Origin of the sequence: Thiomicrorhabdus xiamenensis (assembly GCF_013282625.1) — a bacterium.
Lineage (GTDB): Bacteria > Pseudomonadota > Gammaproteobacteria > Thiomicrospirales > Thiomicrospiraceae > Thiomicrorhabdus > Thiomicrorhabdus xiamenensis.
Genome location: NZ_CP054020.1, coordinates 1,561,314 through 1,586,266 on the forward strand (window position 1 = coordinate 1,561,314; position 24,953 = coordinate 1,586,266).

25 protein-coding genes are annotated in these 24,953 nt (G+C 47.7%); 13 read left to right on the top strand and 12 right to left on the bottom strand.

The annotated features are described in order from the left end of the window. Positions 1 to 140 precede the first annotated feature (140 nt). Positions 141 to 2,114: a transglycosylase SLT domain-containing protein gene (locus HQN79_RS07245; protein WP_173285272.1), complete on the top strand. Its 1,974-nt coding sequence runs from the start codon at positions 141 to 143 to the stop codon at positions 2,112 to 2,114. A gap of 312 nt (positions 2,115 to 2,426) precedes the next feature. Here the strand turns inward: HQN79_RS07245 and cysS are convergent, their stop codons facing one another. Further along, entirely contained in the window at positions 2,427 to 3,794 is a 1,368-nt protein-coding gene (gene cysS / locus HQN79_RS07250) for a cysteine--tRNA ligase (protein WP_173285273.1), read from the bottom strand. Between the two features lie 230 nt (positions 3,795 to 4,024). Here cysS and HQN79_RS07255 point away from each other — a divergent pair, with 230 nt between their 5' ends. The 3 genes from HQN79_RS07255 (at position 4,025) to HQN79_RS07265 (ending at position 6,157) form a co-directional block, all read left to right on the top strand. Further along, a complete protein-coding gene (locus tag HQN79_RS07255) occupies positions 4,025 to 4,612 on the top strand; it encodes a peptidylprolyl isomerase (protein ID WP_173285274.1) in 588 nt (195 codons plus the stop codon). Between the two features lie 36 nt (positions 4,613 to 4,648). Further along, complete coding sequence (locus HQN79_RS07260; protein ID WP_173285275.1) at positions 4,649 to 5,152, top strand: peptidylprolyl isomerase; 504 nt, start codon at positions 4,649 to 4,651, stop codon at positions 5,150 to 5,152. Between the two features lie 258 nt (positions 5,153 to 5,410). After that, complete coding sequence (locus HQN79_RS07265; protein WP_173285276.1) at positions 5,411 to 6,157, top strand: UDP-2,3-diacylglucosamine diphosphatase; 747 nt, start codon at positions 5,411 to 5,413, stop codon at positions 6,155 to 6,157. A gap of 80 nt (positions 6,158 to 6,237) precedes the next feature. Here the strand turns inward: HQN79_RS07265 and HQN79_RS07270 are convergent, their stop codons facing one another. From HQN79_RS07270 to HQN79_RS07285, 4 genes are all read right to left on the bottom strand, one after another. Continuing rightward, on the bottom strand, positions 6,238 to 7,500 hold the full coding sequence (locus tag HQN79_RS07270) for a dicarboxylate/amino acid:cation symporter (protein ID WP_173285277.1): 1,263 nt from the start codon (positions 7,498 to 7,500) through the stop codon (positions 6,238 to 6,240). Positions 7,501 to 7,580: 80 nt separating this feature from the next. Then, on the bottom strand, positions 7,581 to 7,874 hold the full coding sequence (locus tag HQN79_RS07275; protein ID WP_173285278.1) for a rhodanese-like domain-containing protein: 294 nt from the start codon (positions 7,872 to 7,874) through the stop codon (positions 7,581 to 7,583). A gap of 235 nt (positions 7,875 to 8,109) precedes the next feature. After that, on the bottom strand, positions 8,110 to 8,613 hold the full coding sequence (locus HQN79_RS07280; RefSeq protein WP_173285279.1) for a phosphatidylglycerophosphatase A family protein: 504 nt from the start codon (positions 8,611 to 8,613) through the stop codon (positions 8,110 to 8,112). A gap of 137 nt (positions 8,614 to 8,750) precedes the next feature. Beyond that, positions 8,751 to 9,683: a HEAT repeat domain-containing protein gene (locus HQN79_RS07285; protein WP_173285280.1), complete on the bottom strand. Its 933-nt coding sequence runs from the start codon at positions 9,681 to 9,683 to the stop codon at positions 8,751 to 8,753. Between the two features lie 287 nt (positions 9,684 to 9,970). Here HQN79_RS07285 and HQN79_RS07290 point away from each other — a divergent pair, with 287 nt between their 5' ends. The 5 genes from HQN79_RS07290 (at position 9,971) to HQN79_RS07310 (ending at position 12,897) form a co-directional block, all read left to right on the top strand. Continuing rightward, positions 9,971 to 10,987: a toxin-antitoxin system YwqK family antitoxin gene (locus HQN79_RS07290; RefSeq protein WP_173285281.1), complete on the top strand. Its 1,017-nt coding sequence runs from the start codon at positions 9,971 to 9,973 to the stop codon at positions 10,985 to 10,987. Positions 10,988 to 11,111: 124 nt separating this feature from the next. Continuing rightward, positions 11,112 to 11,357: a hypothetical protein gene (locus HQN79_RS07295; RefSeq protein ID WP_173285282.1), complete on the top strand. Its 246-nt coding sequence runs from the start codon at positions 11,112 to 11,114 to the stop codon at positions 11,355 to 11,357. A gap of 93 nt (positions 11,358 to 11,450) precedes the next feature. Further along, positions 11,451 to 12,071: an HvfX family Cu-binding RiPP maturation protein gene (locus HQN79_RS07300; protein ID WP_338065231.1), complete on the top strand. Its 621-nt coding sequence runs from the start codon at positions 11,451 to 11,453 to the stop codon at positions 12,069 to 12,071. A 29-nt stretch (positions 12,072 to 12,100) separates the two neighbouring features. Next, on the top strand, positions 12,101 to 12,700 hold the full coding sequence (locus tag HQN79_RS07305; protein WP_173285283.1) for a sigma-70 family RNA polymerase sigma factor: 600 nt from the start codon (positions 12,101 to 12,103) through the stop codon (positions 12,698 to 12,700). Continuing rightward, positions 12,697 to 12,897 (top strand): anti-sigma factor family protein, encoded by a 201-nt coding sequence (locus tag HQN79_RS07310; RefSeq protein ID WP_238843333.1) that lies wholly within the window; start codon positions 12,697 to 12,699, stop codon positions 12,895 to 12,897. Before HQN79_RS07305 ends, HQN79_RS07310 begins: the two co-directional genes overlap by 4 nt. Positions 12,898 to 13,100: 203 nt before the next feature. On the opposite strand, the gene HQN79_RS07315 is transcribed toward HQN79_RS07310, so the two are convergent. Beyond that, a complete protein-coding gene (locus HQN79_RS07315) occupies positions 13,101 to 13,931 on the bottom strand; it encodes a YitT family protein (protein WP_173285284.1) in 831 nt (276 codons plus the stop codon). A gap of 208 nt (positions 13,932 to 14,139) precedes the next feature. Then, positions 14,140 to 15,351: an argininosuccinate synthase gene (locus HQN79_RS07320; protein WP_173285285.1), complete on the bottom strand. Its 1,212-nt coding sequence runs from the start codon at positions 15,349 to 15,351 to the stop codon at positions 14,140 to 14,142. A 174-nt stretch (positions 15,352 to 15,525) separates the two neighbouring features. On the opposite strand from HQN79_RS07320, the gene asd reads away from it, so the two are divergent. The 3 genes from asd (at position 15,526) to HQN79_RS07335 (ending at position 17,339) form a co-directional block, all read left to right on the top strand. After that, positions 15,526 to 16,398: an archaetidylserine decarboxylase gene (gene asd / locus HQN79_RS07325; RefSeq protein WP_173285286.1), complete on the top strand. Its 873-nt coding sequence runs from the start codon at positions 15,526 to 15,528 to the stop codon at positions 16,396 to 16,398. 69 nt (positions 16,399 to 16,467) lie between these two features. Further along, the gene (locus HQN79_RS07330; RefSeq protein WP_173285287.1) at positions 16,468 to 16,806 is read left to right on the top strand and encodes a P-II family nitrogen regulator; all 339 of its coding nucleotides are present in this window, start codon (positions 16,468 to 16,470) and stop codon (positions 16,804 to 16,806) included. A 98-nt stretch (positions 16,807 to 16,904) separates the two neighbouring features. Next, positions 16,905 to 17,339 (top strand): YqaA family protein, encoded by a 435-nt coding sequence (locus HQN79_RS07335; RefSeq protein ID WP_173285288.1) that lies wholly within the window; start codon positions 16,905 to 16,907, stop codon positions 17,337 to 17,339. 17 nt (positions 17,340 to 17,356) lie between these two features. On the opposite strand, the gene HQN79_RS07340 is transcribed toward HQN79_RS07335, so the two are convergent. The 5 genes from HQN79_RS07340 to HQN79_RS07360 all read right to left on the bottom strand — a co-directional run bounded on the left by HQN79_RS07340 (position 17,357) and on the right by HQN79_RS07360 (position 23,811). After that, positions 17,357 to 19,825 carry a Lon protease family protein gene (locus HQN79_RS07340; RefSeq protein WP_173285289.1) on the bottom strand — a complete coding sequence of 823 codons (2,469 nt, stop codon included), beginning with the start codon at positions 19,823 to 19,825 and terminating at the stop codon, positions 17,357 to 17,359. A gap of 215 nt (positions 19,826 to 20,040) precedes the next feature. Beyond that, positions 20,041 to 20,811 carry a class I SAM-dependent methyltransferase gene (locus HQN79_RS07345; protein WP_173285290.1) on the bottom strand — a complete coding sequence of 257 codons (771 nt, stop codon included), beginning with the start codon at positions 20,809 to 20,811 and terminating at the stop codon, positions 20,041 to 20,043. Between the two features lie 14 nt (positions 20,812 to 20,825). Continuing rightward, on the bottom strand, positions 20,826 to 22,259 hold the full coding sequence (gene ntrC / locus HQN79_RS07350) for a nitrogen regulation protein NR(I) (protein ID WP_173285291.1): 1,434 nt from the start codon (positions 22,257 to 22,259) through the stop codon (positions 20,826 to 20,828). 3 nt (positions 22,260 to 22,262) lie between these two features. Further along, positions 22,263 to 23,348, bottom strand: coding sequence for a nitrogen regulation protein NR(II) (glnL, locus tag HQN79_RS07355; protein ID WP_238843334.1), 1,086 nt, complete (start codon positions 23,346 to 23,348; stop codon positions 22,263 to 22,265). A gap of 208 nt (positions 23,349 to 23,556) precedes the next feature. Continuing rightward, positions 23,557 to 23,811: a hypothetical protein gene (locus HQN79_RS07360; protein WP_173285292.1), complete on the bottom strand. Its 255-nt coding sequence runs from the start codon at positions 23,809 to 23,811 to the stop codon at positions 23,557 to 23,559. Positions 23,812 to 23,969: 158 nt separating this feature from the next. On the opposite strand from HQN79_RS07360, the gene HQN79_RS07365 reads away from it, so the two are divergent. Further along, positions 23,970 to 24,737, top strand: coding sequence for a hypothetical protein (locus HQN79_RS07365; protein ID WP_173285293.1), 768 nt, complete (start codon positions 23,970 to 23,972; stop codon positions 24,735 to 24,737). The last annotated feature ends 216 nt before the right edge of the window (positions 24,738 to 24,953 follow it).

Below are 24,953 nucleotides of genomic sequence, written 5' to 3' on the forward strand. Positions count from 1 at the left end.
CTCTCTTAGTGGTGAGCATAAAAATATATGATTTATGCTCGGCCACGCCAACCTTGCACCATTTGCTAAAATTAACCCTCAATCGGCGCGACAAAGAATGACCGTCGATTTTTTAAATCCTGCAAAAAGCCAAGACGTCTATGCCCTTTTATCACTGCAAATCTCCCAACTTAATCGCCGCACTGCTGGTCAGTCTGTTAGCGTTTCTTTTAACGCCGGTAGCTGCGCAGAGCAAAGAGAGCAAATTGACTGTCGAACAACAGGCCTACATAGATGCCTATGAGGCAATCAAGCGTAACGACCGCCAGAGCATTGCCAAATACAAGAAGCAATTAAAAAATTACATTCTCTACCCTTACGTCCTCTATCACGACTACCGAGTCAATATCGCGCATACGCCTCCACGGGTAATTCGTCACTTCATCACCTCCAATCCGGATCTGTATCTGTCCGAGAAATTACGCACACACTGGCTGAAACACCTGGCCAAAAAAGAACACTGGAAAACCTATCTGGCCAACTATAAGGCGCAGAAAAGCACCAGTCTGCAATGCCACTACTTTACCGCCGCCTTCAAGCACGGCAGCGAAAAGCTGAAATCCGAAGCCATCAAGCAGGCGCAGAGTGTCTGGCAAAGTCTGAGCTCAACTCCCAAGGCTTGTGCCCCGGTCGAACGCTATCTGCGAAATCATAAGCAGTTTACCGCCGCCATGGTTTGGAAACGGATCACGCTACTGATCCATAAAAAACGATTCAAGCAGGCGGAAGCACTATCCAAAGATCTTTCGACAAAAGACCGTAAGGCAGTCGCTCATTGGATTAAGATCGTTAAAAATCCGCAACTGGCGAGCCAACCGATTCGTGAAATCAGCGGAGTGGTTCGCAAAGAAGCTTTTATGCAAGCCACGCGTTATCTGGCTAGTTCCAACCCGACGCTGGCCAAGCAATCTCTGGATCGGTTTGCCGAACAATACGGCCTGAATCGTGCTCAGTACCACGACCTTGAAAGACGCATTGCCCTGCGCAGCGCTTACCGTTATAAAGACGAGGCTAAATCACTGCTTCTGGACGTCAATAAAAACGGCAGCCGCACCGAAGAAACCCTGCGCTGGCAGGCACAGATCGCCATTCGCGAATCCAAGTGGATCGACCTGCTCGATACCATTGACATGATGCCCAAAACGGAACAGAACGACCGTCAATGGCAGTATTGGAAAGCACGCGCTCTGGAAGCCCGCGGCGATAAGGCAACCGCCAAGAAAATTTACAGCCGTCTGGCGACAAAACGTAATTATTACGGTTTTCTCTCCGCCGACCGCATCGGTACCGACTATAAGTTCAATCCGAAACCCACCAAGAAGACTGATCCTAAGGCGCTGTTGAAAAAATACCCATCACTGCAGCGCATCAAAGAATTGATTGCCATCGACTGGATCAGAACGGCGCAGGTAGAGTGGTATCACTTTCTGCCGAAAGCGAACGCCAATGAGCTGGGATCGATTGCCGTTTTGGCCGATCAGTGGAAACAGTATCCGCACGCAATTCGCAGTCTGGCACTGGCTAAGGAATGGGATCAGGTCGATCTGCGCTTTCCGACACCGCACAAAACCCCGGTAATGCAGAATGCCGAGAAAAATGAAATCGAAGCGGCATGGATCTATGGCATTATCCGCCGGGAAAGTGCTTTCAATCCGACAATCCGTTCTTCTGCCGGTGCAGTCGGTTTAATGCAGATTATGCCGAAAACCGCCAAATATATCGGCAAACAGATCGGGGTTAAAAATACCTCAGTACATGCTCTGACCGAAGCTAAAAACAATATTCAACTCGGCAGCGCCTATATGCGCTATCTCTCCGACAAATATAAAGGCAATAAGGTTCTTGCGACCGCAGCTTATAACGCCGGACCGCACAGAGTGCGACAATGGACTGAGAATCTTCCGGAAATTGAAGCCGATCAATGGGTCGATGCCATCCCTTTCACCGAAACCCGAAATTACGTTAAAGCGGTGATGGAATATACAACCGTATTCAACTCCCTGCTGCATGGAAAATACAATCGTCTGAGCGACAATATGCCGCGCATCGGAAACAAGAAGTTGGCGCAGAAATAAGCCGCATAACGACTTCCCCTCTTAACAGGTCCATTCGTTAAATTCAGAGCAAAAAAAAGCCGCGGTATCGAACCGCGGCTTCAAATAACTTATCTCATTAGAAATAATCAGAGGAGGATACTCATGAAGAAACATGAATGAGCTTAGTTTATTAGCAAATACTTATTCTGTCAAGCATTAATAAAACTCAGACTCAAATTAAATGATTTTATACCCATAAATTAAAGGGCCTTTAATTCTTCCTCAATACTCCTAATAAATTGAAATTGTTAAACAAATTTTTCGCCCGATCTATTTAGTGCAGCAAAGCAGTTAGATTTTTCGCCAGGTAGTTCCCTGAGGACTATCCAACAGCTCAATTCCTTGCTCTTTCAACTGATCACGAATTTCATCGGAACGGGCAAAGTCTTTATTGACGCGCGCCTGTTTGCGCTCTTCGATCAAAGCTTCAATCTGCGCCTCGTCCAATTCCGAATCCGAAGGCTGAGATTTAAAGAAAGCCTCGATATCCTCTTCCAGAAGACCGATCTGGTTGGCCAGCTTAACCAACAACCCTGCCAGTGCAGCATCCTTGGTTTTATTGACTTCTTTCGCCAGTTCAAACAGTACCGCCATCGCTTTCGGCGTATTAAAGTCGTCATTCATTACCGCCATAAAGTCGGCTTCATATTGTGAATCCGCCAGCGGAGCGCCAATCTCAACATTCTGTAGGGCAGAATACAGACGACCGACACTGGCTTTGGCCACTTCCAGGTTTTCTTCGGTGTAGTTCACCGGGCTGCGATAGTGGCTGGCCAACAGGAAGTAACGGATCACTTCCGGATGGTACAGCTTCAATACTTCACGAATGGTAAAGAAGTTGTTCAAGGACTTGGACATCTTCTCATCGTCAACACGGACAAAACCGCAATGCATCCAGGTATTGACGTAATGTTCGCCGGTGGCACATTCCGACTGGGCAATTTCATTTTCATGATGCGGGAAGGACAGATCCATACCACCGCCGTGAATATCGAAATGGTTCCCCAGACACTTGGTCGACATCGCCGAACACTCAATATGCCAACCCGGACGACCGCCACCCCAGTTCGAATCCCACGATGGTTCGTTTTCTTTCGACGCTTTCCACAGAACGAAGTCCATCGGATCCTGCTTAACTTCATTAACATCGACACGTGCACCCGCTTCCAGATCTTCAAGATTTTTACCAGACAGACGTCCGTACTTCTCGAAAGCGTTGACCTTAAAGTAGACGTCACCGTTACTGGCCGGATAAGCAAACCCTTTATCGATCAGAGTCTGAATCATATGCTGGATTTCATCCATATATTCCGTCGCTTTCGGCTCCATATCCGGACGCAGAACATTCATGGCCGCTTCATCGGTATGCATTTCTTCAATCATGCGACTGGTCAGAGACTGAATCGATTCATTATTTTCCAGCGCGCGCTTGATGATTTTATCGTCGATATCGGTAATGTTGCGGACGTATGTAACGTCATATCCCAAAGCACGCAGATGACGAACCACCGTATCGAAAACCACCATGACGCGGGCATGGCCGATATGACACAGATCGTATACCGTAACGCCGCAGACATAGATGCCCACTTTATTTTCATGGATCGGTTTAAAGATCTCTTTTTGACGGGTTTCGGTATTAAAAATCTGTAAGCTCATAGGATTTCCTGTGAAAATGGCAACTAAACGGAATTCATTCGGGCGCAATCTGAACTTCAAGCCTCGCAAGCACTTTGTCAGACTCTATTCAAGGTCCGAAAAAGCGAATCTGCGACACTAAAAATCAGCCTTGGCGCCAAAGGACACCAATTCTGTCTTAATCAACGGCGCCCCAGGTGTTAGAATGCGCCTATTGTATCTTACTGGCTGAATTTTTTTTGGAGTGAATCATGTCAAGACGTTTATTTTTAGCCCTTAAAGCCGCTTTTTTAAGCTTACTACTGAGCCACGCTTTTACAGCGCAGGCAGCAGAAAATCCTCAGGTTCTAATCGAAACCAATAAAGGCAATATTCTGGTTGAACTCTATCCTGAGAAAGCCCCTAAAACCGTGGAAAACTTTTTGACCTACGTGAATGAAAAATTCTATGACGGCACCATCTTCCACCGTGTCATTAAAGACTTCATGATTCAGGGCGGCGGCTTTGATAAATACATGAACCGCAAACCGACGCATGCACCGGTTCAGAATGAAGCGGACAACGGTCTGCGTAACCGCATCGGTACTCTGGCGATGGCGCGAACCAATGACCCGCATTCAGCCAGTTCACAGTTTTTCATTAACACCAATCAGAACAGCTTCCTGGATCATCGCGAAAAATCTTCGTCGCGCGCTTGGGGTTATACCGTTTTCGGACGTGTTATTAAAGGTATGCGCATCGTCAACGAAATCAGTCACGTTCGCACCGGATTTAAAGACGGTATGGGCGATGTACCGGCAGAAACCGTCGAAATCATCAAAGCACGTCAAATTAAATAAGTTCAATTCTAGATTTAATTCTATAAAGGTTTAATTATGTCTAAAGTCATTATCAGCACCACTATGGGCGATATCACCATCCAGCTGGACGAAGAGAAAGCGCCGATCGGCGCGGAAAACTTTATCCACTATGTTATGGAAGGCTTCTTCAACGGTACGCTTTTCCACAGAATCATTCCTAACTTTATGGTTCAAGGCGGTGGCATGCTTCCGGGAATGGAAGACAAGCCAGCCGGCGAGCCGATTGAAAACGAAGCGGATAACGGCTTGAAAAACGTTCGCGGCAGCGTCGCCTACGCGCGCACCATGGACCCTCACTCGGCAACGACACAATTCTTCATTAACCTGAAAGACAACAGTTTCCTGGATCACACCAGCAAAGATATGCAAGGCTGGGGTTATGCGGTGTTCGGTCAGGTCGTTGACGGAATGGATGTTGTCGATGCGATGGCGAAGGTGGAAACCACCAGTCGCCGCGGCCACCAGGATGTTCCGGTCGAAGACATCCTGATCACTAAAACCACGCTGATCGAAGACTAAGTAATCATTACATCTGCTATCAGCAGACATACTGCTTACAATCGAGCCAAGTCAAAATCCGGGAACTTTCCCGGTTTTTTACTTATCAATGCCGTGAAACCTTCAAACTTGTTATCCCTCTATTGTTTCGAGCAATCTATAACAAATCAGCTCTAACAGCTTCCATTCTCTTAAACGCGGCTTTAACCCATAATTCCCATTCGCTATTGGTCGGTTTTTACATTAAGATTTCCCTGAATTAGCAAAGTATGTACACAGATGCCCGATCAGACCCAGCAAACCAGCCTCGTTATCGCTGATATCCACCTGCAACCCAATCAGCTGCAGCACCCTATCAACCAAACGTTTCTGCGCTTCCTTCAGCAAAAGGCGATTCATGCGCAACGGCTGTATATTCTCGGCGATCTCTTTGAAGTCTGGCTTGGTGATGATATCGGCCTGCAGCAATACCCGACGGAAATACAAGCCTTAAAGGAACTCAGTAATTCCGGGACTGAACTCTATCTGCAGTACGGCAACCGCGATTTCCTGATGCGCAAGCGCTTCCAGCAGGCCAGCGGCGTCCACCTGTTAGCGGATGAATACACGCTGACAATTGGCGACCGAGAAGTCCTGATACTGCATGGCGACCAGCTCTGTACCGACGATATCGATTACCAGAAAATGCGTCGTATTTTCCGTAACCCGATCATTCAATGGCTGTTTCTGCATCTGCCGAAAAGCAAACGAATCAAAATCGGTGAAAAGATGCGCCAGGAGTCGATACAGGCAGGAAAAACCAAAAACGCAGAGATTATGGATATTACCGAAGAAGCCCTGCAAGCGCTCCTACAACGCCATCCAGGCTGCACGACGGTCATCCATGGTCATACACACAAACCGGCGCAGCATACACACCACTTCAACGGCCAGGATTATCAGCGTTATGTTCTGAGCGATTGGCGCCCCGCCACACAATATCTATCGCTAACGGCCGACGGTATTGAAACCCACGAATTTGAATAAAACGCACCGCTTCCCGCACCGACAATAAAAAACCCGGCCTGTGAGCCGGGTTCTGTCTAACCGTTTTGGACAATCCGTTCTTAAAAGATTTTACTGACCAGAACGTGTTTTTCACCTTCGGATTTAGCAATGACCGCCGCACCGACCGAATCACTGAAGACGTTAACCGTGGTACGCATCATATCCAAAAGGCGGTCGACCACCATTAGCAGACCGATGGCTTCGGCAGGCAAACCAACCGCAACCAGAATAATCGAGATCGCCACCAGGCTTGCCGAAGGAATTCCCGCCACCCCGATAGAAGTCGTCAAAGCAATGAACACGATCAATACCTGCGTACTTAAATCAAGCGGCACACCGAAAAGCTGGGCAATAAAAATCGCCGCGACACACTCATACAAAGCCGTCCCATCCATATTGATCGTCGCTCCCAGAGGCAGAACAAAACTGGTGACACGGTTGGATACCCCGGCACGATGTTCCAGCGAGTTCATCGTCACCGGTAAGGTCGACGACGATGAACTGGTGGAAAAAGCGGTCAAAAGTGCCGGAAGCATCGCCTGATAATGCAGCCATGGATTTTTAACGCCACCGATAAAGCGCAGTATCATCGGCATGACAACGGCGAAATGAATCAATAATGCCGAGACAACCGTCACAAAGAACAGCGCCAGATTATCGAACTGCGCAAAACCGTTTTTGGCAACCGAAGACGCAACGAGACCAAATACCCCGATCGGCGCAAATTTCATAATCAGCCCTGTCATCAGCATCATGACGTCGAAGACCCCTTGCCAGAAATTCTGAAGGGTTTCCTGAGCCGCGCCTTTGATCTGAGTCATAAAAAAACCGAATAACAAACTGAAGAAGATCAGTCCCAACATCTGCCCTTCAGCGGCAGCTTCGACCACATTGGTCGGAATCATGCGCAGAAATACATCAACGGCATCACCGGCCGAGCGCCCTTCGATCACTTCGCTGATATGTTCTTGCGATTCAAGTTGCGGCGGAGGTTGATCGCTGACGCCGGGCTGAATGATATTCACCATCGTCAGACCGATAATGACCGCAATGAAACTGGTAAACAGATAGTAAGAGATCGTTTTAAGCCCCAAACGGCCAAAACCGCCATTGGAGCCGATACCCGAAACGCCGGTAATGATCGCCGAGACCACCAGCGGTACAACAATCATTTTCAATGCATTCAGGAAAAGCGTTCCGATAAAGGTATACACAGCCAGCCAGTGCACCCCCAGAATGGTCCCTTCTTCACCGCTCCAGGTTCCCATTACCACCGCCAGTAGCAAGGCGATCAGAATTTGCCAGTGCAAGGCCAATCTCATAACAATCTCCAGTTGTGTATTTTTTTCAGCTATAAAAAAAGCGCCTTATACAGCGCTTTTTACTCAACAAGACGGCTTAATTAAGCGTCCGGGCATTGGTGCCAAGCCATATAAGGCCCTAGATTATATACTTCTGCAAAGCCCATAGACAGAAGCATCTGCATCGCCATTTGCGAACGCTGACCTGAACGGCAGAAAACGACTACCGGACGAGATTTATCCAGCTGCGCCGCCAGTCGATCCAATTCTTGTAAAGGAAGGTTGGTTGCTTCAGGAATTTTGCTCGCTTCGTATTCTTCCGGAGTACGAACATCGACAAGCTGGGCATTTTTGTTTTTGACTAATTGTTTCGCTTCTTCACATGCGATAAACATGACATCTATCTCCAAACTACTGTTTATTTTTTAATTTGCAGGTAATAATACAGAAATATTCGATAATCTCAATATCAACAAATCCATTTTAATAAATAAATTTTATCGCCAAATACACCAAAAAACGAAAAGTCGAGATTTTAATATCAAAATCGCTCACTTCTCATTTTGAACGACTCTACTCATTAAACACCCCTTATTTCAGCAAACACTGAAATCCTTTCTCCTGCCGGACTTACCACACAAGCGCATAAACCAGCCAAATTGACACTGCGGCAAAGATTGCGGCAATGACATCATCGGCCATAATACCGAAACCACCTTCCAAATGCGTATCGAGCCACTTGATCGGCCAAGGCTTCACTATATCGAAAAAGCGGAAGGCGATAAACGCCGCCAGCCAGGCAAGCCAACTCTGCTCCGGTAACAGAACCATCACTATCCAGATACCGACAAATTCATCCCAGACAATTCCACCGTGATCATGCACGCCTATCGCATCGGCCGATTTCTGGCAAATCCAGCTACCGGCGAACAGCCCGATTAAGAGAACAATCCAGGCCGCCGTTTCCGACCACAATAAAATCGGCAGAAACAGAATCAGCCCAGCCAAAGTGCCCCAGGTTCCCGGCGCCGGTGTAATCAGGCCGGAACCGAGACCGTAGCCCAGAAACTGGGCAGGGTCTTTAACGATTTGGTTGAATGGGGGCGCAGGAATTTTATTTTTGTGATTAGACATAATTTATTAGATAGCGACTTTATAAGGATATTGGAGAGTATTTTACGGAAAAAGAATCTGAACAGAAAATTTAGCCGCTAAATTCTTGTGTATCGATTATTTTCAACACCGCCCTTGTTAGAAGATTCTAAATGATTCTATTCTGCTTTCTCTTGCAGCATCTTTTGTGCACACTGTCGAACAGCCGGGTCTGAATCCTTGGCTAATTCTCGAATAGCTAAGTCGGCCGGAGCATTGTGCATGGCACCCAAAATCTGGCAGAGCTGTACTCGTTTTTGAGTCTGCCGGTTTTCACGCGAGTAGTTATTCAATTCTTGCCTTATATCGGCAACCGCAGCAGAACCGAGACGGATAAGCCCATTTGCCGCACTTTCCTGGGTCTGCGGTTCTTCGTCCGGCTGAATTGCTGAAACAAGTACCGGTGCCGCCCGGGCATCAACGATCTGCGCCAAAGCTGCAATTGCTTCATCACGGGTTTCCGCCATCCAGGCGGATTGTATAAGGACAGGCACCGCTCGAGAGTCCCCTATCGCACCCAGCGCCTGGGCGCTCATTTCTCTGCCCAGCCAATCTTCATCAGCAAGTTGCAGTAAATCCGTAAGCAGCGGAATCGCCCTTACATCTTTTAGCCGGCCAAGAGTCGGAATAATTTCCGCCCAGATCCCAGTCCTTTGATTAAGGTCTTCTTTGAGTAAACTTAGCAATTCAGGGACATCAGATTTTTCTGCAAGCAGACAGAACTGACGAATGCCGCGACTTTTCTCTTCAAGGTCGTTTGATTGGACCCGTTGCAAGGCCTGCTTTTTTTCACATTGACGATGACATTCAGTCATTATTGCCTCAAACCCCATTGCGACATTCTGATGGCGTCTTTGGCACTGCTCCAGGCAGTTTTGCATCGCAAACTCTTGAATTTCATCGAATGCCTGCCGGTTCTCCTGCAAAGAATCCCTGACCACAGGATCCGATTTCGTTTGTGGATGCTTGCTGCTCAAATTATCCGCTAATGCCTGCAAGGGAAGCTGCAGCAGAAAAAAGAAAATAAATAGGTTGTGAAGTTTATGGATCATGCAGGACATCCCGAAAAGGTCTAAAGGCGAATCGGTTTACAGCGTAAAAACTGAAAAAACTCTACCGCATCATACAATGGAGTCAAAAAGCGTGTAAAGGCATACCCTACCCGAAGATAGATGCTGCAAACCCATGAATAATAAAAAGGTAAAGTTGAACAGAAAATTTCTTCTGATTTATGAGTATTAAAAAAAATACTTTAGACCCTGTTGAAAATTCAATCTATGAAAATCATACTAGATAAGCCATAGCTCTCAAGCTTTTCAGAGAATTCCGGAGGACAAGAATGAAAAAAATCAGCATGATGCGAATGATCTTGATGGGCTTTCTGCTCATTACCTTTACCCTGCAGACCGCGCAGGCGGACACTCTGGCTGAAAAGAAACGGTGGTATAACGAACTTAACCAGATGGTTAAAGACCCCAATGTCCTCTGGCTTCCCACCTCCATCTTTATGGAGGATGTACAGTTTTTGACCATTGATCAGGTCAAAAGAAATATCACCCAAAATCTCCTTTCCAATCCACAGTTTAATGTCCACACCTCGCGCGAATTTCTTGAGCAATATATCCGAACATCGATCAGACAAAGTATTGAGCTCTCCAATTTATCAAAGCTACATGCAAAACAGACCCTACTTCCTCAGTTGGCAGATGAAATCCAACGTTTGGAGTCGCAACAGGGAAATGACTGGCGCAAAGGCGGGAAAGAATTCAGAGATCTGATGACTGAATTAAATTCTCGTCCCGCTCCGGATTATTCAGCAGGCTCTAACCAGGCCATCTCTGATAATAACGAACCACACTACGCCTCCTGTCCGAAGTTCAATACCAAAAGTAAGCGTTGCTGGCCTGCCTATACAAGTGGTGTAACCGGTGGCAACACCTATACCCAATGCTGCTATTATGCAGGGAGCGGCAGCCATATCATTTCTGAAACTCCCTATCTTCACGGAAAAAAAGATGGCACCGAACTTCAATGGACCAAGCATTCAAATAGCTTCTATTTTGCCAAACGAAAAAACTGGAAAAACGGCAAACTTGACGGAATTTTTGAAACCTACACTTGGATGCCGGCAGTAAATGGGCCTTTTTTAACTTCGGTTGACCAATATAGCCAAGGGCAAAAAGTGGGGCACAGCGTTGATTATAAGGTTTCCGGTAAACGAATCGAGACTATTTGGTTTAACGGTGTTAGTGAAAAAATTTATTACTATAATCCAGACGGCTCTCTGGAAAAATGCGCTACAAAAGATCACGCCACCAGACGTTGGAGAGACTGCGATACAGGAAAACTCTGGTAATTTTTTTCATAAAAGAGTGTAAGGAATTCAAATCAACTGCGACTAAGTAGTGAACAACTCAAAACCCGGGCTTTAATCGCCCAGTTATTTAAGTTCAGCTTTTTATAAATCAGAGGTCGCTATCATGAAAACCAAAACATTTTTTTACTCGATTCTTTCCGCAATGCTTTTGTCTGTATCGATGAATGCCAGCGCTGCTGCAGATAATCCTTTTACCACTATTCAGAACGGCTTTACAGTAATTGCACAGACCGAAACATCGGAAGGCAAATGCGGTACGGCCAAGTGTGGCGGTCAACAGAAAGAGGCAACAAAGTGCGGAGCCGTTCAACCCGCTCAAGAACCATCTAAATGCGGGGCCGGTAAATAAACTCATTACTTTGTCTAACCGTCCTGGGCATACGATGATCTAGATTCTATGCTCAGGTCTTCCTTTCTCTCCTCAATTCAAAGGAGAAAGATCATGAACACGCTTATCATAAAATCTGCCAACCTCTATCAGACGGCTCTTTCAGGATTAATGCATTTTGACGGCTTGGCGCCACTATTACTGCGCCTCTATCTTGCCCCGATCTTTATGCAGGCTGGCTGGAATAAACTGGCTAACTTTTCGGACACCGCCGCCTGGTTTGGTAACCCTGAATGGGGGCTCGGACTGCCCTTTCCCGAACTGATGACCCTACTCGCCGGCGGCTCGGAATTTCTTGGCGGTATCGCTTTGATTGTCGGCTTGGCAGTGCGCTGGTTCTCGATCCCCTTAATGATCACCATGATTGTTGCCGCTGTCACTGTACACTGGCCTAACGGCTGGCTGGCTATTTCAGATGCTTCAAGCTGGCTCGCCAATCAACAGGTATTGGATGCACAGCAGCAGCTGGCGATGAGCCATCAAATTCTACAAATGCACGGTAATTTTGAATGGCTGACCAGTAATGGACAGATTGTTATTCTCAATAACGGGATTGAATTTGCCGCTACCTACTTCATAATGCTATTAAGTCTGCTGTTTACCGGCGGCGGTCGTTATGTCAGTGCCGACTATTGGATTCACCGTTGGATACAAGGAGACGCGACAAATCGATAAGAGTCAATACAAGGAAGGCTGAATAATCAATGCCAGCGGAACCATGTCAAAATTGCAGCCAAGCAGAATTCGAACAACGCATAGATCCTCTGCGACCTAGGCTGATTGCCTTTGCAAAATCACATCTGAAATTCGAAGCAGATGCCGAAGACGCGGTTCAGGAATGTTTAATAAGCGCCTGGAAACGATTAGAAAAATTTGAGGGCAAATCATCGCTGGAAACCTGGGTATTTGGCATTTTGCGACACAAATTGATTGACCTTTATCGTCGCCACTCAAAAATTCAGACTTTCGAATATGACGAATCAAAGCTACCCGATACCGACGGCTGGTTTCAAAAAGACGAACACTGGCACAACGAACATGCGCCTTCGAGCTGGAGTAGCCCTTATCAAACGTTGGAAAACGAACATTTTTGGCAAGTGTTTGATATCTGTGTCTTTCACTTGCCGGAACAGACTTCGCGCGTATTTACCCTACGCGAGTTTATGGGGTTTGAAACTTCACAAATTTGCGAATCTCTGCAAATTACCGAACACAACTGCTGGACCATTCTGCACCGCGCACGACTAAGACTGCGCGCCTGCTTGGAACAAAACTGGTTCACAGCGCAGGAGAAACCATTATGAAAGCAATGAGTTCCTGTAAACACGCTACCGCACTGATGTCGCAAAAACAGGACCGCAAACTGACCTTTAAAGAGCAATCCTGGCTGATGACTCATCTGGCCCTGTGCCACAACTGCCGCCGTTGCAACAAACAATTTGAGCTCTTGGACAAGGCTTGTGAACAGCGGCGAGAAACACTCGAAAAGGCCGATCAATAATTTTCAATCGAACCTGATTCCTAATAAACCGCCCTCTCTCGCTCAACAGATTGAGAGAGAACGCTACAATTTATCAGGAGCAGGAATTTTATTTTTATATTGAAACGTCAAGAACGGTGCTTAAAAAGAATGGGCACGAATGCAAAACGACGCTGCATCATTTCGAGATTAAACCGCAAATTGCTACCGTGACAGGTTTTTAATTACTCCGACGCTTCCATCACTATCACGACACCCGAAGGGTCGAACTCCTTAACGATCTGACGCACGCTCTGTACTTTATTATTATCGATAATAAGCATCAGCAATCGTCGCTCGTTTCCGGTGTGCAGCATTTCGCCCTCTAGAATCATGCCGCCTTCGTGTCCCAATTTATGCATCAGCTGCATTTTAATGGTTTCGGCATTGTCCGAGGAGATATGCACGACTTTCTTGGACGGACGTCCGGAGAGAATCAGATTGATGCCTCGTCCGCTGACATAGACCCCCAATAAACTCCACAGCATACTGTCAAGATTAGGGAAAACAAACCCCGCCGAAAAAACGATCAAAGCATCGACAAGGATAACCATATTCCCCTCTTTCCAATGCGTTTTGCGCGCAACAATGCCGACAATGATCGACGGACCTCCCGGGGAGGCGCTGGAATGAAGAATCAACCCGACTCCCAGGCCGATAAACATTCCGCCAAACACCGCCGCAAGGACAGGCTCATGAGTCAGAGCAGGAAGTTTTAGGAGCTCCAGCAAAATATCCGTAGAGAGTGCAATAACGAGAATCGCAAAAACGGTTCGAAACGCATAACCGCGTCCGATAAACTTTATGCTGATGAGAATCAGAGGGATATTGATCGCCAACATAATCATCCCGACGGAAAAGCCTGTGAAATAATTCACCAGAATCGCCATCCCGGGCGTTCCGCCGGAGGTGATTTCGTTTGGAACCAACAACAGACTCACTCCGCTAGCCAGAACCATCCCGCCGACAAGGATCAGCAGATAACGGCTCAATTCTTTGGTGTATTTCGTTTGCATGATTTTCCTTTTTTTACAGTGCAAGCAACTCTATTGCGCCAACAAGAGAGAACTCTCAATATACAGGAAGTACTGACATTTGTAGTTTTCGCAGAAGCGATCGACGGATGCTCGATCAAATTTCGCCAAAACAACCAGAAACAAAAAAGGCGCTGATGAAAATCACCAGCGCCTTTCTTTTTAACAACATTCTTTGATTAGAACGAGTTTATTTACCGCGTTTTTTCGCCGCTGTACGCAGACGCAGCGCGTTCAGCTTAATAAAGCCTTCTGCGTCTTTATGGTTGTATGCACCGCCGTCGTCTTCAAAAGTCGCAATCGCTTCGTCGAACAGGCTGTTTTCAGAAGTACGACCCACACAAACCACATTACCTTTGTACAATTTAATGCGAACGTTACCGGAAACATTTTCCTGAGACTTGTCGATCATCGCCTGCAGCATTTCACGCTCCGGAGCAAACCAGAATCCGTTATAGATCATCTCGGCATACTTCGGCATTAATTCGTCTTTCAGGTGCGCGGCATTACGATCCAGAGTAATCGATTCCATTGCGCGGTGCGCCTTAAGCATAATGGTTCCCGCCGGTGTTTCGTAACAACCACGCGCTTTCATACCGACAAAACGGTTTTCAACCAAGTCGTCACGACCGATACCGTTTTCGCCACCGACTTTATTCAGGTATTCCATCACGGTTGCCGGAGACATGGCTTCACCGTTAATCGCTACAATATCACCTTTCTCATAAGTGATATCCAGATAGGTCGGCTGATCCGGTGCATTTTCCGGTGAAACTGTCCACAGCCACATATCTTCTTCCGGCTCATTCGCAGGATCTTCGATAATGCCGCCTTCATAAGAGATGTGCAGCAGGTTGGCGTCCATAGAGTAAGGCGATTTTTTGCCTTTTTTCTTCTCGATGGAAATTCCGTGTTCTTCAGCATACGCCATCAGTTTTTCACGGGACATCAGATCCCACTCACGCCAAGGCGCGATGACTTTAACGTCCGGCATCAGAGAGTAAGCATTAAGTTCGAAACGGACTTGATCGTTCCCTTTACCGGTTGCGCCGTGAGAGATTGCGTCCGCACCGGTTTCCTGAGCGATTTCGACCAGACGTTTGGAAATAAGCGGACGAGCGATTGAAGTTCCAAGACGGTATTCACCCTCGTAGATCGCATTGGCACGCATCATCGGGAAAACGAAATCACGCGCGAACTCTTCACGCAAATCTTCGATATAGATCTCTTTAATGCCCATCGCCTGCGCTTTAGCTCGAGCCGGCTCAATCTCTTCACCCTGACCGATATCGGCAGTGAATGTAACGACTTCGCAGTTATACTCATCTTGCAACCACTTAGCGATAATTGAGGTATCAAGGCCGCCAGAGTAGGCTAAAACGACTTTTTTAACTTCGGACATTGCTGATTTCCTTTCCCGGTTTCTTAAAAATTTTGTGTCTTCTATGAATTGCGCGGATTATACCTTAAAATCCACATCTTAGAGAAATAAACAAAGGGATTTTAGGTGGATTTTTTATCTTCCAATCTCTGTTTGAATGATGATTTTACAGCCCTCTCGAGGCGGGACGACACTATGACCAAGTTACTCGACTTTTTTAAAGTCACTCCTCAATATCTTATTCCCCAGCATCTGCTGTCGAGCCTGATGCACTGGTTTATGCATGTCGAGGTGAAATGGATCAAAAACGGCATTATCAGACTGTTGACCCGACTGTACGGGATCAATCTCGACGAGGCCGCCAGCAGTGACCCGAACGACTATCCGCATTTCAACGCCTTTTTCACCCGTGAATTGAAAAAAGACGCCCGCTTGATCGATGAAACGCCGAATTCCTGGTGTTCGCCGGTTGACGGTCTGGTCAGCCAGTCATGCAAAATCGAACAGGGCAAAATCCTCCAGGCCAAATGCCACTATTACTCGGTTGAAGCCCTCGTTGGCGGTGACATTGAATATGCCAAACAGTTCCATAACGGCGATGCGGCGGTTATCTATCTTTCGCCGAAGGACTACCACCGTATTCATATGCCAAGCGATGCCAAATTGATTTCCATGACGTATGTTCCGGGAGATTTATTTGCGGTCAATCCGGCCACGGTCAGAAACGTTGAAGGTCTGTTCGCACGCAACGAGCGTCTGGTTCTGCGCTTTGAAAACGAACACGGTCCCTTCTGTCTGGTTATGGTAGGCGCGATTTTTGTCGGTTCGATGGAAACCGTTTTCCAGGGCAAAATTACACCGGAATACCGCCCGACCATCGAATATTGGGATTATTCTGATCAGGATTTGCACTATGCAAAAGGCGATGAAATCGGCCGTTTTAATATGGGATCGACCGTTGTTCTGCTCACTCCGGAAAATCAAATGCCCGATTTAGGAAAAATCCCTGCGAATACCCCTATTCAAATGGGACAACATCTGGCAGACTATCCAGATACATTGGCGTAAAGACCTTATAAGACCAAAATAAACCAAGTACAAAAATCCGCGCAAAGACCAAGTTAATTGAGGAAAACAATGAAACTGATTACAGCTATTATCAAGCCTTTTAAATTAGATGATGTTCGTGACGCCCTTCATAATATCGACATTCATGGTATGACAGTAACCGAAGTTAAAGGTTACGGCCGCCAGAAAGGTCACACAGAGATGTACCGTGGCGCGGAATATGTTGTCGACTTCCTGCCAAAACTGAAACTGGAAATCGCCATTAGCGGAGACCTTGTCGAAGCGGCGGTTGAAGCCATCATCCAATCTGCGCAAACCGGTAAAATCGGTGACGGGAAAATCTTTGTCACTAATATCGAACAGACGGTTCGTATCCGTACCGGCGAAAGCGGAGTTGAAGCGCTTTAAAATCGACCATACGGCTTTGTGCAACTTAGCACCCAATCAATTTTCTCAATGCTAAGTCTAAGCAAAGCCGCTTTCTTCAAGCCTGCCCTCTTCTTAACTTGTTCGACTATCTAACTCTCTTTATCCTTGCACTACTGTCGGCCACCTTACTGCCCGGCGGTTCGGAAGTCTATCTGCTGACTCTCGCACAGGAACCGCAATCCGTAATCTGGCTTCTCTGGCTGATCGCAACCATCGGTAACACTCTTGGCTCGGCAATCAATTATCTGCTAGGTCGCTATCTGTTGCATTGGCAGGATCGAAAATGGTTTCCGGTATCCTCGACCCAGCTGAATAGAGGGCAGAAATGGTTTAACCGCTATGGTTACTGGTCACTGCTTCTGGCGTGGGCCCCCTTGTTCGGCGACGCTTTAACCCTGATTGCCGGCATTATGCGCCTGAAATTTATGCTTTTTTTGCTTTTGGTTTTTACCGGTAAAGCGATCCGTTACGCCTTGGTTCTCGGCGTCGCGCAAGGTGTCGTATTACTTTAGAAGAACGCCCCGGGCTCTCAGCTGTCTTTACTGCTTCTTTTCAACAATCTGTTTTTTCCATGATCGTTTTTGGCAAACTGCTGCTGAAGTGCCGCAAAATGCGCCACCTTTTTATCGATCAAAGCATTCAGGGTTCCAAGCGGATATTTGCCATCATCTGCTCGCAGCCCCATTTCAACACCGGTCAAAAGCGTCATCGCCTCATCAATCATCGATACGGCGTACAAGTGGAATTTTCCTTTTTCGACCGCCTGACAGACTTCATCCTTAAGCATCAGATGCTGGATATTGGATTGTGGAATGATCACCCCTTGTTCACCACTGAGACCGCGCTCGCGACAAATATCGAAAAAGCCTTCAACCTTTTCGTTGACTCCGCCGATCGCCTGAATTTCTCCGTGCTGATTGACCGACCCGGTAATTGCCAGACTCTGTTTGAGCGGTACTTCCGCAATTGCCGACAGTAATGTACACAGCTCGGCCGCAGATGCGCTATCGCCTTCCAGAGAACCGTAAGACTGTTCGAAAACCAAGGTTGCGGACAGCGCCAGTGGCTGTTCTTTTGCATAATGGGAAGCGAGATAGGAAGAAAGAATCATTACGCCTTTGGAGTGAATTGCCCCGCCCAGTTCGACTTCGCGTTCGATATCAATCACTTTGCCGCTGCCAAGGCGCGCCGTAGCGGTAATCCGCGAAGGACGACCAAAAGCGTAGCCGTCCAATTCGATTACGCTTAAACCGTTCACCTGCGCAATGACTTCTCCGGAGGTCGCAATCTTATAGATGCCGCGGATAACCGCTTCCTGTAAACGCTCTTTGATCTGTCCCATCATAAACAGTCGCATATCGATTGCCTGTTGAACATCCTCTTTGGCAATCGATTCACGCTGCTGTTTCCGCGCCCAGTGGTCCGCCTCGACCAACAGATCGCTGAGATTCCCCATGTGCAGCGACACCCTGAAAGCATCCTGAGCCATACGCGAACTCTGTTCAATCACTTTTTCCACCGCACCCCTATCCAGAGGCAGTAAATGGTTTCGTTGTTGAATTCCGGCAATAAGGCGGACATAGAGTCCAATATTATCGTCATCGCGAATCATGTCCTCCGAGAAATCTGCGGAGACCTTAAACAGACGACTGAACTCGGGATCATAGTGCTTCAATAGATAGTACAAAAGACGGCTACCGGTCAGAACCACCTTGATATCCAGCGGAATCGGTTCCGGCTGCAAAGACGTTGTACTGGCCAGACTCATTAACTGTTCAAGCGATTCGATTTTGATTTCCCGCGACGACAGCGCGCGTTTGAGGCCCTCCCACGCATAAGGCGAACTTAAGATTTTACGCACATCCAGAACCAGATATCCGCCGTTAGCCTGATGCAAAGCGCCCGGTTTGATCAGCGAAAAATCGGTAATCAGCGAGCCGAAATGGGCAATGTGCTCGATACGGCCGATCAGGTTCTGATAACTTGGATGATCTTCAAATACAACCGGCGCACCCTGAGTGGCCGTGTGGTCGACCAAGACATTGACCTGATAGGCATTAAAATCCGGTGGGAGCTTGTTGCTTCCGGTCTGACTGGAGTCTTTCATCTCCGCCGCATACTTACGGAACAGATCGGTATTTTCAATAACGTCTTCGGTTACTTTATCGACAAAATGAAGCACCGAATCCAGTTCAAGATATTTCTGCTTCAGGTCTTCGGCATACTGTTTTACGGTGCCTTGCGAAACTTCGCGATTAAGCTGTTTCACCTTGGCCCGACTCTCTTTCTGCCATTTCGGGATCTGCCGCAAAATGCGCTTAAGCTCGTCACGCACCTCTTCCACAACCTGAGTAACCGCCTGCTGTTCTTCGTCCGGTAACTGGGAAAATTCCTCGGGCGACATGACTTTATCGCCCTGCTTCGGCCCGAGATTCCAGCCACTCGGCGTCCGCATCATCATGATATTATTCTTTTCCGCCTTGGCAGCGACTTCATCCAGACTCTGCTCTTCACGACGCAAATATTCTTCATTAATAGTTTGCATGGCAGCATGATATTCATCACTTTCGAACGCCGCCGGCAAGGCGATCAGCAAATCATCGATGAAACGCAACATATCCTGCTGAAGCTGGCGCCCCATTCCTTTCGGTAAAGCCAGCACCAAAGGCTTGTGCGCCTGCTCAAAATTATTGACGTAGCACCAGTCACTCGGCACAGCCGTCTCTTCGGCTTCTTCAGTCAACAGTTCGCGAATTGTGGTCTGTTTGCCGAGCCCACTTGAACCGAGAACAAACAGGTTATACCCCTCTTGCTTGATGCCTATGCCGAACTTCAGCGCCTGCATTGCCCTCGACTGGCCCAAATGTTCTTCCAACGGCTCAAGTTCGTCTGTCGTTTCAAAAGAGAATTGGCTGAGATCGCAGGCATGATACAGCTCTGACTGCTTGACTGTGAATTGATTGATAGCGGATTGAGAGTTTCTCGACAGGCTTTGCATAACACCATCCCTAATAGGCATTTTTAACAGGTCGTTTACCTGCAATAATTGACTGCAATGCCCTGAGGATAGCACGCGATTTAGAGAAAATGGATCGCTTTTTACGAATAAATACGCAAAACTATAGAGAGATCAAGAGGTAAACCGTGCACGACGAAACTCCGAATCGCACGGCGTCTTTAAAGGGTTACGTTAATTGGCTGGATAGCACGGTTTCACAGAATGGAGACGGCAACCCGGTTGACCTGCCGTCTGTTGGCTCGACCTTCGCCAAAAGGAATCAACTCCCACTCCCAGCTTTCCGTCTCCGGAGGCGGTTCGACTTCCCACCAGGTATCCAAGCGGTCGGTTTCTTCGTCGTAGACGTTGTATTCCACCGATTCCCGATCGGCAATCAGGCAGACCCGGCATGCAAAACGCTGCAGATAATCCAGATGTGAGCGAATCAACTCCCTGCCGAGTTCATCCGCCTGAAGTTCAGAAATACGGTAATTGACAATCAACTGGCGCACTGGAATCAGCGGCAACTGTGTAATCAGATTTAAAGAAACCACCAGATCGACCCGTTCATCGTCCAACCAGCGTGATGGTTGAGGAATGCTCGGAGCACCGTCAAAAACGCTCTCGAGTGATTCGGTGACATCGTGCTCGATCAGTTCGACATTGGAATAGAGCGCCGCCTGCCTGCGGGCCGCCTTGAGAAAGACCAGATCGACCAACAACACCCGCTCGAAATGCTGCGCCAAATAGTCTAAAGGCACATCGCGCAGGGAACCTGCTCCGATAATCAGTACCGTGTGCCGAGAATCTAGATCTTTGGCCGCATCAACAATCGTTTCTTCGCAATGACGGTAATGCTTGTCCCACTGTCGGCGACAGCGTCTGGCACGTGCGGACATGGCAATAGCCTCTTTCAGAAACCCTTTGTTGCGAACATAAGAAAATGCAACCGGTGTCGTAAGGTATTGCCAAATTTCCCGTATCACAGGCCTGAGCCCTCTTAATCTTCCAGTCCCAAAGCCTGCATCTTACGGGTCAGGGTATTACGCCCCCAACCAAGCAGTGCCGCCGCTTTCTGTTTATGCTGACCGCTGGCTTTAAGGGATTCCTGGATCAGTACCGTTTCGAATTTCGGTTCTGCCGAAGTATGCAGCCCCTCTTTTCCGGTGGACAGGAACTGCTGCGCCCAGCGTCTTAAAGGCGTTTCCCAGTTATCGTTTTCCAGTTCGCCGGAAAGGTCTTCGCTCGGTTCCTGAAGTTCCAGCGGAAGATCTTCGATATAAACCGTCTTGTCCGGGGCCATAATCGTCAACCAGGTACACAGACTGCGCAGTTGGCGGACGTTCCCCGGCCATTGCTGCGAAGACAAGAATTTCTCGACTTCTTTGCTGAGCGTTTTCTCTTCCAGACCAAGCGCTTTGGCTTCCTGTTCCAGGTAATAACGAGCCAGAAGCGGAATATCTTCACGTCTTTCACGTAACGCCGGTACCTTGATACGGATAATATTCAGACGGTACAGCAAATCTTCACGGAAACGCCCTTCGCGTACCAGTTTTTCCATATTCTGGTGGGTTGCAGCCACAATTCGCACATTGGTATGAATCGGGTTGCGACCACCGACGCGATAAAAGCTACCGTCGTTGAGAACGCGCAGCAGTCGCGTCTGCAGGTCAACCGGCATATCCCCGATCTCATCCAGGAACAGGGTTCCGCCATCGGCCTGTTCGAAACGCCCGATGCGCTGCGAATGCGCTCCGGTAAATGCGCCTTTCTCATGCCCGAATAATTCCGATTCGAGCAGTTCCCGCGGAATGGCCGCCGTGTTCAAGGCGACAAAAGGACCTTCGGAACGCGGGCTCAACTCATGCAACGCTCTGGCCACAAGTTCTTTACCCGTTCCCGTTTCCCCGTTAATCAGGACGGTTACATCCAGCTTGGAGACGCGCCCCAAAACGCGGAAAACTTCCTGCATTGCCGGTGCGCCACCGATAATATTCAACGGTTGCTTACTGGCTTTGTTGCTGCGTCGCGACTTGACCATACCACCGGAAAGATAGCGTTTTACGGCACGCTCGATCAGAGAAGTCGCCTCATCAATATCAAACGGTTTCGGAAGGTATTCAAACGCTTCGCTCTGATAAGATTTCACCGCCGTATCCAAGTCGGCGTGAGCGGTCATAATAATGACCGGAATCTGCTTATCCTTCTCATGGATCGCTTCCATAAAGGTCAAACCGTCCATGTCCGGCATACGAACATCGGAAAGAACTGCCGAGGGAGGAAAGTCCTCTATGCTTTTAAGTGCCATTAGAGGAGAATCAAATACCTTAACAATATAGGGTTTGTCCTCTAAAGCGGCTTCCAATACCCAGCGGATGGAGGCATCATCATCCACCACCCAAACAATTGGCATTACTTCCATTTCCTCACTCATTTTCTAGCGTTCCTTCTGCTTCAGTGGAAGATAAACATTAAATGTGGTTTTACCCGGTTCGCTTTCCGCTACGATCAGGCCTTCATGCTGTCGCAGGACATTCTGTGCGACCGGCAATCCCAGACCCGATCCCTCTTTTTTCGAACTGACCATCGGATAAAAGATCGAATCAAACACTTCCGGCGGAATTCCTTCGCCTTCATCGCTAATGCTGATCATGGCGACCAGCGGATAAGTCTGGGTTCCAAGGGTAAACTTGTGCTCAACCCGTGTCTTGATCGTCAAAAGCCCGCCGAACTGTTCCATTGCCTGCATCGCGTTCTTGATCAAATTCAGCAGGGCCTGCACCATCGCTTCAAAATCAACGGTTACTTCGGGAATCGACGGATCATAGTCCAGTTTGATGTAAACATTGGCCGGCTTTTCCCCTTCGATAATCTGTAGTACATAGCGGATAATCTCGTGGATATTATGTGCTTCTTTATGCGCCGACTGTTTTGGCCCCAGCATCCGATCAACAAGATTTTTAAGGCGCTGCACTTCACGGGAAATAATTTCCAGAAAGTCATTCGCTTTATCTTCCGGCTCATAGCGTCGCTGCAAAAGCTGAGTTGCGCCAAGAATACCGGCCAGTGGATTTTTCACTTCGTGCGCCAGCGTTCTGATCAGCAAGTTACCCGCTTCGTATTGGTGCCAACGTTCGTCTTCTTCTACGATTCGATGGTGACGTTCGGTATTGTAAAGTTCAAACAGCCAGCCTTTTTCGTCGCCCAGTTCGTAAGGCGAAATGGTACAACTGACACGGACCTTAAACAGGTCGCTCTGTTCTACGACATATTCGTGAATGGTGATTTTTTTCTCGTTCGCCAGACTCAGAGAATCGATTAAATCTGGCATCAGCATCTGCCATTTGGTGCCGAGTACCCGGTTCGGACTGAGTTGAAAAATTTCCCCGGCGGCAACATTCATAAAGGCGATCTCTTCGCTTTCGTTAACCCAGATTACCGCTGTCGTCAGCCCTTCCAAAACTTCGCGAAAAAATTCTGTCTGTCCAGTCGACATAAGGCTCTGTTTACTTTTTTCGACCATTCAACTCCACCATTTAGAGACTCTGAAGAGCCCAGTCATTTTCGGCGCCTGTCAGCAAGCCCCGTCTGATTAATTTCAATAAGGTATGCAGGCAAGATTCCTGCATAAATGCCCGGCCTGGTATGTTAAAACGGCCGGTTTCGAGAGTCCCCTACCAAATAATGTTCCAAAAACGATAAAAGTGGCTAAGAAAGCTTCGAGAACCCACTTATTTCGATTGCGCCATCATTTCCCGAACCACCTCTGGATCGGGGAATGCGAAGACGTAGATAACCAAAAACAGGACATAGAAGACAAAGCGTCCCAGCCCTTGAAACTGAAGTCTCGGGTGACTGATTACCGCAATCGCAAGGCCGGAGACCACCCCGCCAACCGCGCCCAGTGTTGCCGCCAGCATTGCCAAGAGGGCTCCGAGCGCCATCATGTAGTAGTGCCAAGTAAACTTTGCTTTTTGTTGATTCATTGCTAATATCCTTGCTAAATCAAATTCAGCCGTAAGTGGCCAAGCGTATGTTGCGCTCATTTTACTCGAAAAAGAAACAGATTACTTACTCTAATTAACTGTTTTAGTGCATGCTTGCACCAAAATATTTTCTCAAATAAAAGGTTATAGGAAGCAGTATGAAAAACCCTATTGTTGTCGTTGGGCTAGGCGAACTGGGCAGCGTCTTCGCTCGTGGATTTCTCCGTCTTGGTTACCCGGTTCAAGGTGTCAATCGTGATCAAAACATGACCCAGCTAGCGAATGATATACCAAACCCGGAAGCCGTGTTAATTTCAGTCGGTGAAGCCGACATTCATCAGGTCCTTTCGGAAATTCCCGACAGCTGGAAAAATAAACTGATTCTGCTGCAAAACGAGCTTCTTCCGCGCGACTGGAAAGCCGCCGATTTACCGATGCCAACAGTGATTTCCGTCTGGTTCGAAAAGAAAAAGGGAATGGATTCGAAAGTGGTACTGCCTTCACCTATTTTCGGCGAGAGAGCCAAACTGGTCTTCGATGCCCTAGCCAAAGTCGATCTGCCAGCTTACATCGTCGACAGTGAAGAGGAACTGCTGTATGAACTGGTACGCAAAAACCTTTATATCCTGACGACCAATATCGCAGGGCTGGAAGTCGGCGGAAATGTCGAACAGCTTAAAAATGAGCATGCCGACGTGATGCAGGCTGTCGCGCACGATGTTTTGGAGATCCAATCCTATCTGAGCGGACAGACTCACGATGCCGAACGATTGATTACGGGAATGCTGGAAGCATTTGACGGTGACCCGCAACACGGTTGTATGGGACGCTCGGCTCCTGCACGATTGAAACGTGCTTTGACTTTTGCCGACCACGCCAACCTTGAGGTTCCGAAACTGCGAGAAATCGCCCGTAATGCCCTGTAAACAAGGTTGCTCATCAGCTGCCGTACAGGCAGCTGCATTCTTTCTTACACTAAGTAAGCAATCCACTAAAACGCCAAATCGCAAATTTCAACACGATAAGTTTGTCCATCCGGCTGAATAATGCCCTGACACTCCACAAACGCATTCCTTTCTGCAAGACTATTCATGCACCAAGTATTTGCTAGAATACGGGTCTAATATTCACTTTTCACTATG

Bases quoted from the DNA above. Each gene is read 5' to 3' on its own strand.
- HQN79_RS07245 (WP_173285272.1), top strand. From the start codon at position 141: ATGCCCTTTTATCACTGCAAATCTCCCAACTTAATCGCCGCACTGCTG.
- cysS (WP_173285273.1), bottom strand. From the start codon at position 3,794: ATGAGCTTACAGATTTTTAATACCGAAACCCGTCAAAAAGAGATCTTT.
- HQN79_RS07255 (WP_173285274.1), top strand. From the start codon at position 4,025: ATGTCAAGACGTTTATTTTTAGCCCTTAAAGCCGCTTTTTTAAGCTTA.
- HQN79_RS07260 (WP_173285275.1), top strand. From the start codon at position 4,649: ATGTCTAAAGTCATTATCAGCACCACTATGGGCGATATCACCATCCAG.
- HQN79_RS07265 (WP_173285276.1), top strand. From the start codon at position 5,411: ATGCCCGATCAGACCCAGCAAACCAGCCTCGTTATCGCTGATATCCAC.
- HQN79_RS07270 (WP_173285277.1), bottom strand. From the start codon at position 7,500: ATGAGATTGGCCTTGCACTGGCAAATTCTGATCGCCTTGCTACTGGCG.
- HQN79_RS07275 (WP_173285278.1), bottom strand. From the start codon at position 7,874: ATGTTTATCGCATGTGAAGAAGCGAAACAATTAGTCAAAAACAAAAAT.
- HQN79_RS07280 (WP_173285279.1), bottom strand. From the start codon at position 8,613: ATGTCTAATCACAAAAATAAAATTCCTGCGCCCCCATTCAACCAAATC.
- HQN79_RS07285 (WP_173285280.1), bottom strand. From the start codon at position 9,683: ATGATCCATAAACTTCACAACCTATTTATTTTCTTTTTTCTGCTGCAG.
- HQN79_RS07290 (WP_173285281.1), top strand. From the start codon at position 9,971: ATGAAAAAAATCAGCATGATGCGAATGATCTTGATGGGCTTTCTGCTC.
- HQN79_RS07295 (WP_173285282.1), top strand. From the start codon at position 11,112: ATGAAAACCAAAACATTTTTTTACTCGATTCTTTCCGCAATGCTTTTG.
- HQN79_RS07300 (WP_338065231.1), top strand. From the start codon at position 11,451: ATGAACACGCTTATCATAAAATCTGCCAACCTCTATCAGACGGCTCTT.
- HQN79_RS07305 (WP_173285283.1), top strand. From the start codon at position 12,101: ATGCCAGCGGAACCATGTCAAAATTGCAGCCAAGCAGAATTCGAACAA.
- HQN79_RS07310 (WP_238843333.1), top strand. From the start codon at position 12,697: ATGAAAGCAATGAGTTCCTGTAAACACGCTACCGCACTGATGTCGCAA.
- HQN79_RS07315 (WP_173285284.1), bottom strand. From the start codon at position 13,931: ATGCAAACGAAATACACCAAAGAATTGAGCCGTTATCTGCTGATCCTT.
- HQN79_RS07320 (WP_173285285.1), bottom strand. From the start codon at position 15,351: ATGTCCGAAGTTAAAAAAGTCGTTTTAGCCTACTCTGGCGGCCTTGAT.
- asd (WP_173285286.1), top strand. From the start codon at position 15,526: ATGACCAAGTTACTCGACTTTTTTAAAGTCACTCCTCAATATCTTATT.
- HQN79_RS07330 (WP_173285287.1), top strand. From the start codon at position 16,468: ATGAAACTGATTACAGCTATTATCAAGCCTTTTAAATTAGATGATGTT.
- HQN79_RS07340 (WP_173285289.1), bottom strand. From the start codon at position 19,825: ATGCAAAGCCTGTCGAGAAACTCTCAATCCGCTATCAATCAATTCACA.
- ntrC (WP_173285291.1), bottom strand. From the start codon at position 22,259: ATGAGTGAGGAAATGGAAGTAATGCCAATTGTTTGGGTGGTGGATGAT.
- glnL (WP_238843334.1), bottom strand. From the start codon at position 23,348: ATGGTCGAAAAAAGTAAACAGAGCCTTATGTCGACTGGACAGACAGAA.
- HQN79_RS07360 (WP_173285292.1), bottom strand. From the start codon at position 23,811: ATGAATCAACAAAAAGCAAAGTTTACTTGGCACTACTACATGATGGCG.
- HQN79_RS07365 (WP_173285293.1), top strand. From the start codon at position 23,970: ATGAAAAACCCTATTGTTGTCGTTGGGCTAGGCGAACTGGGCAGCGTC.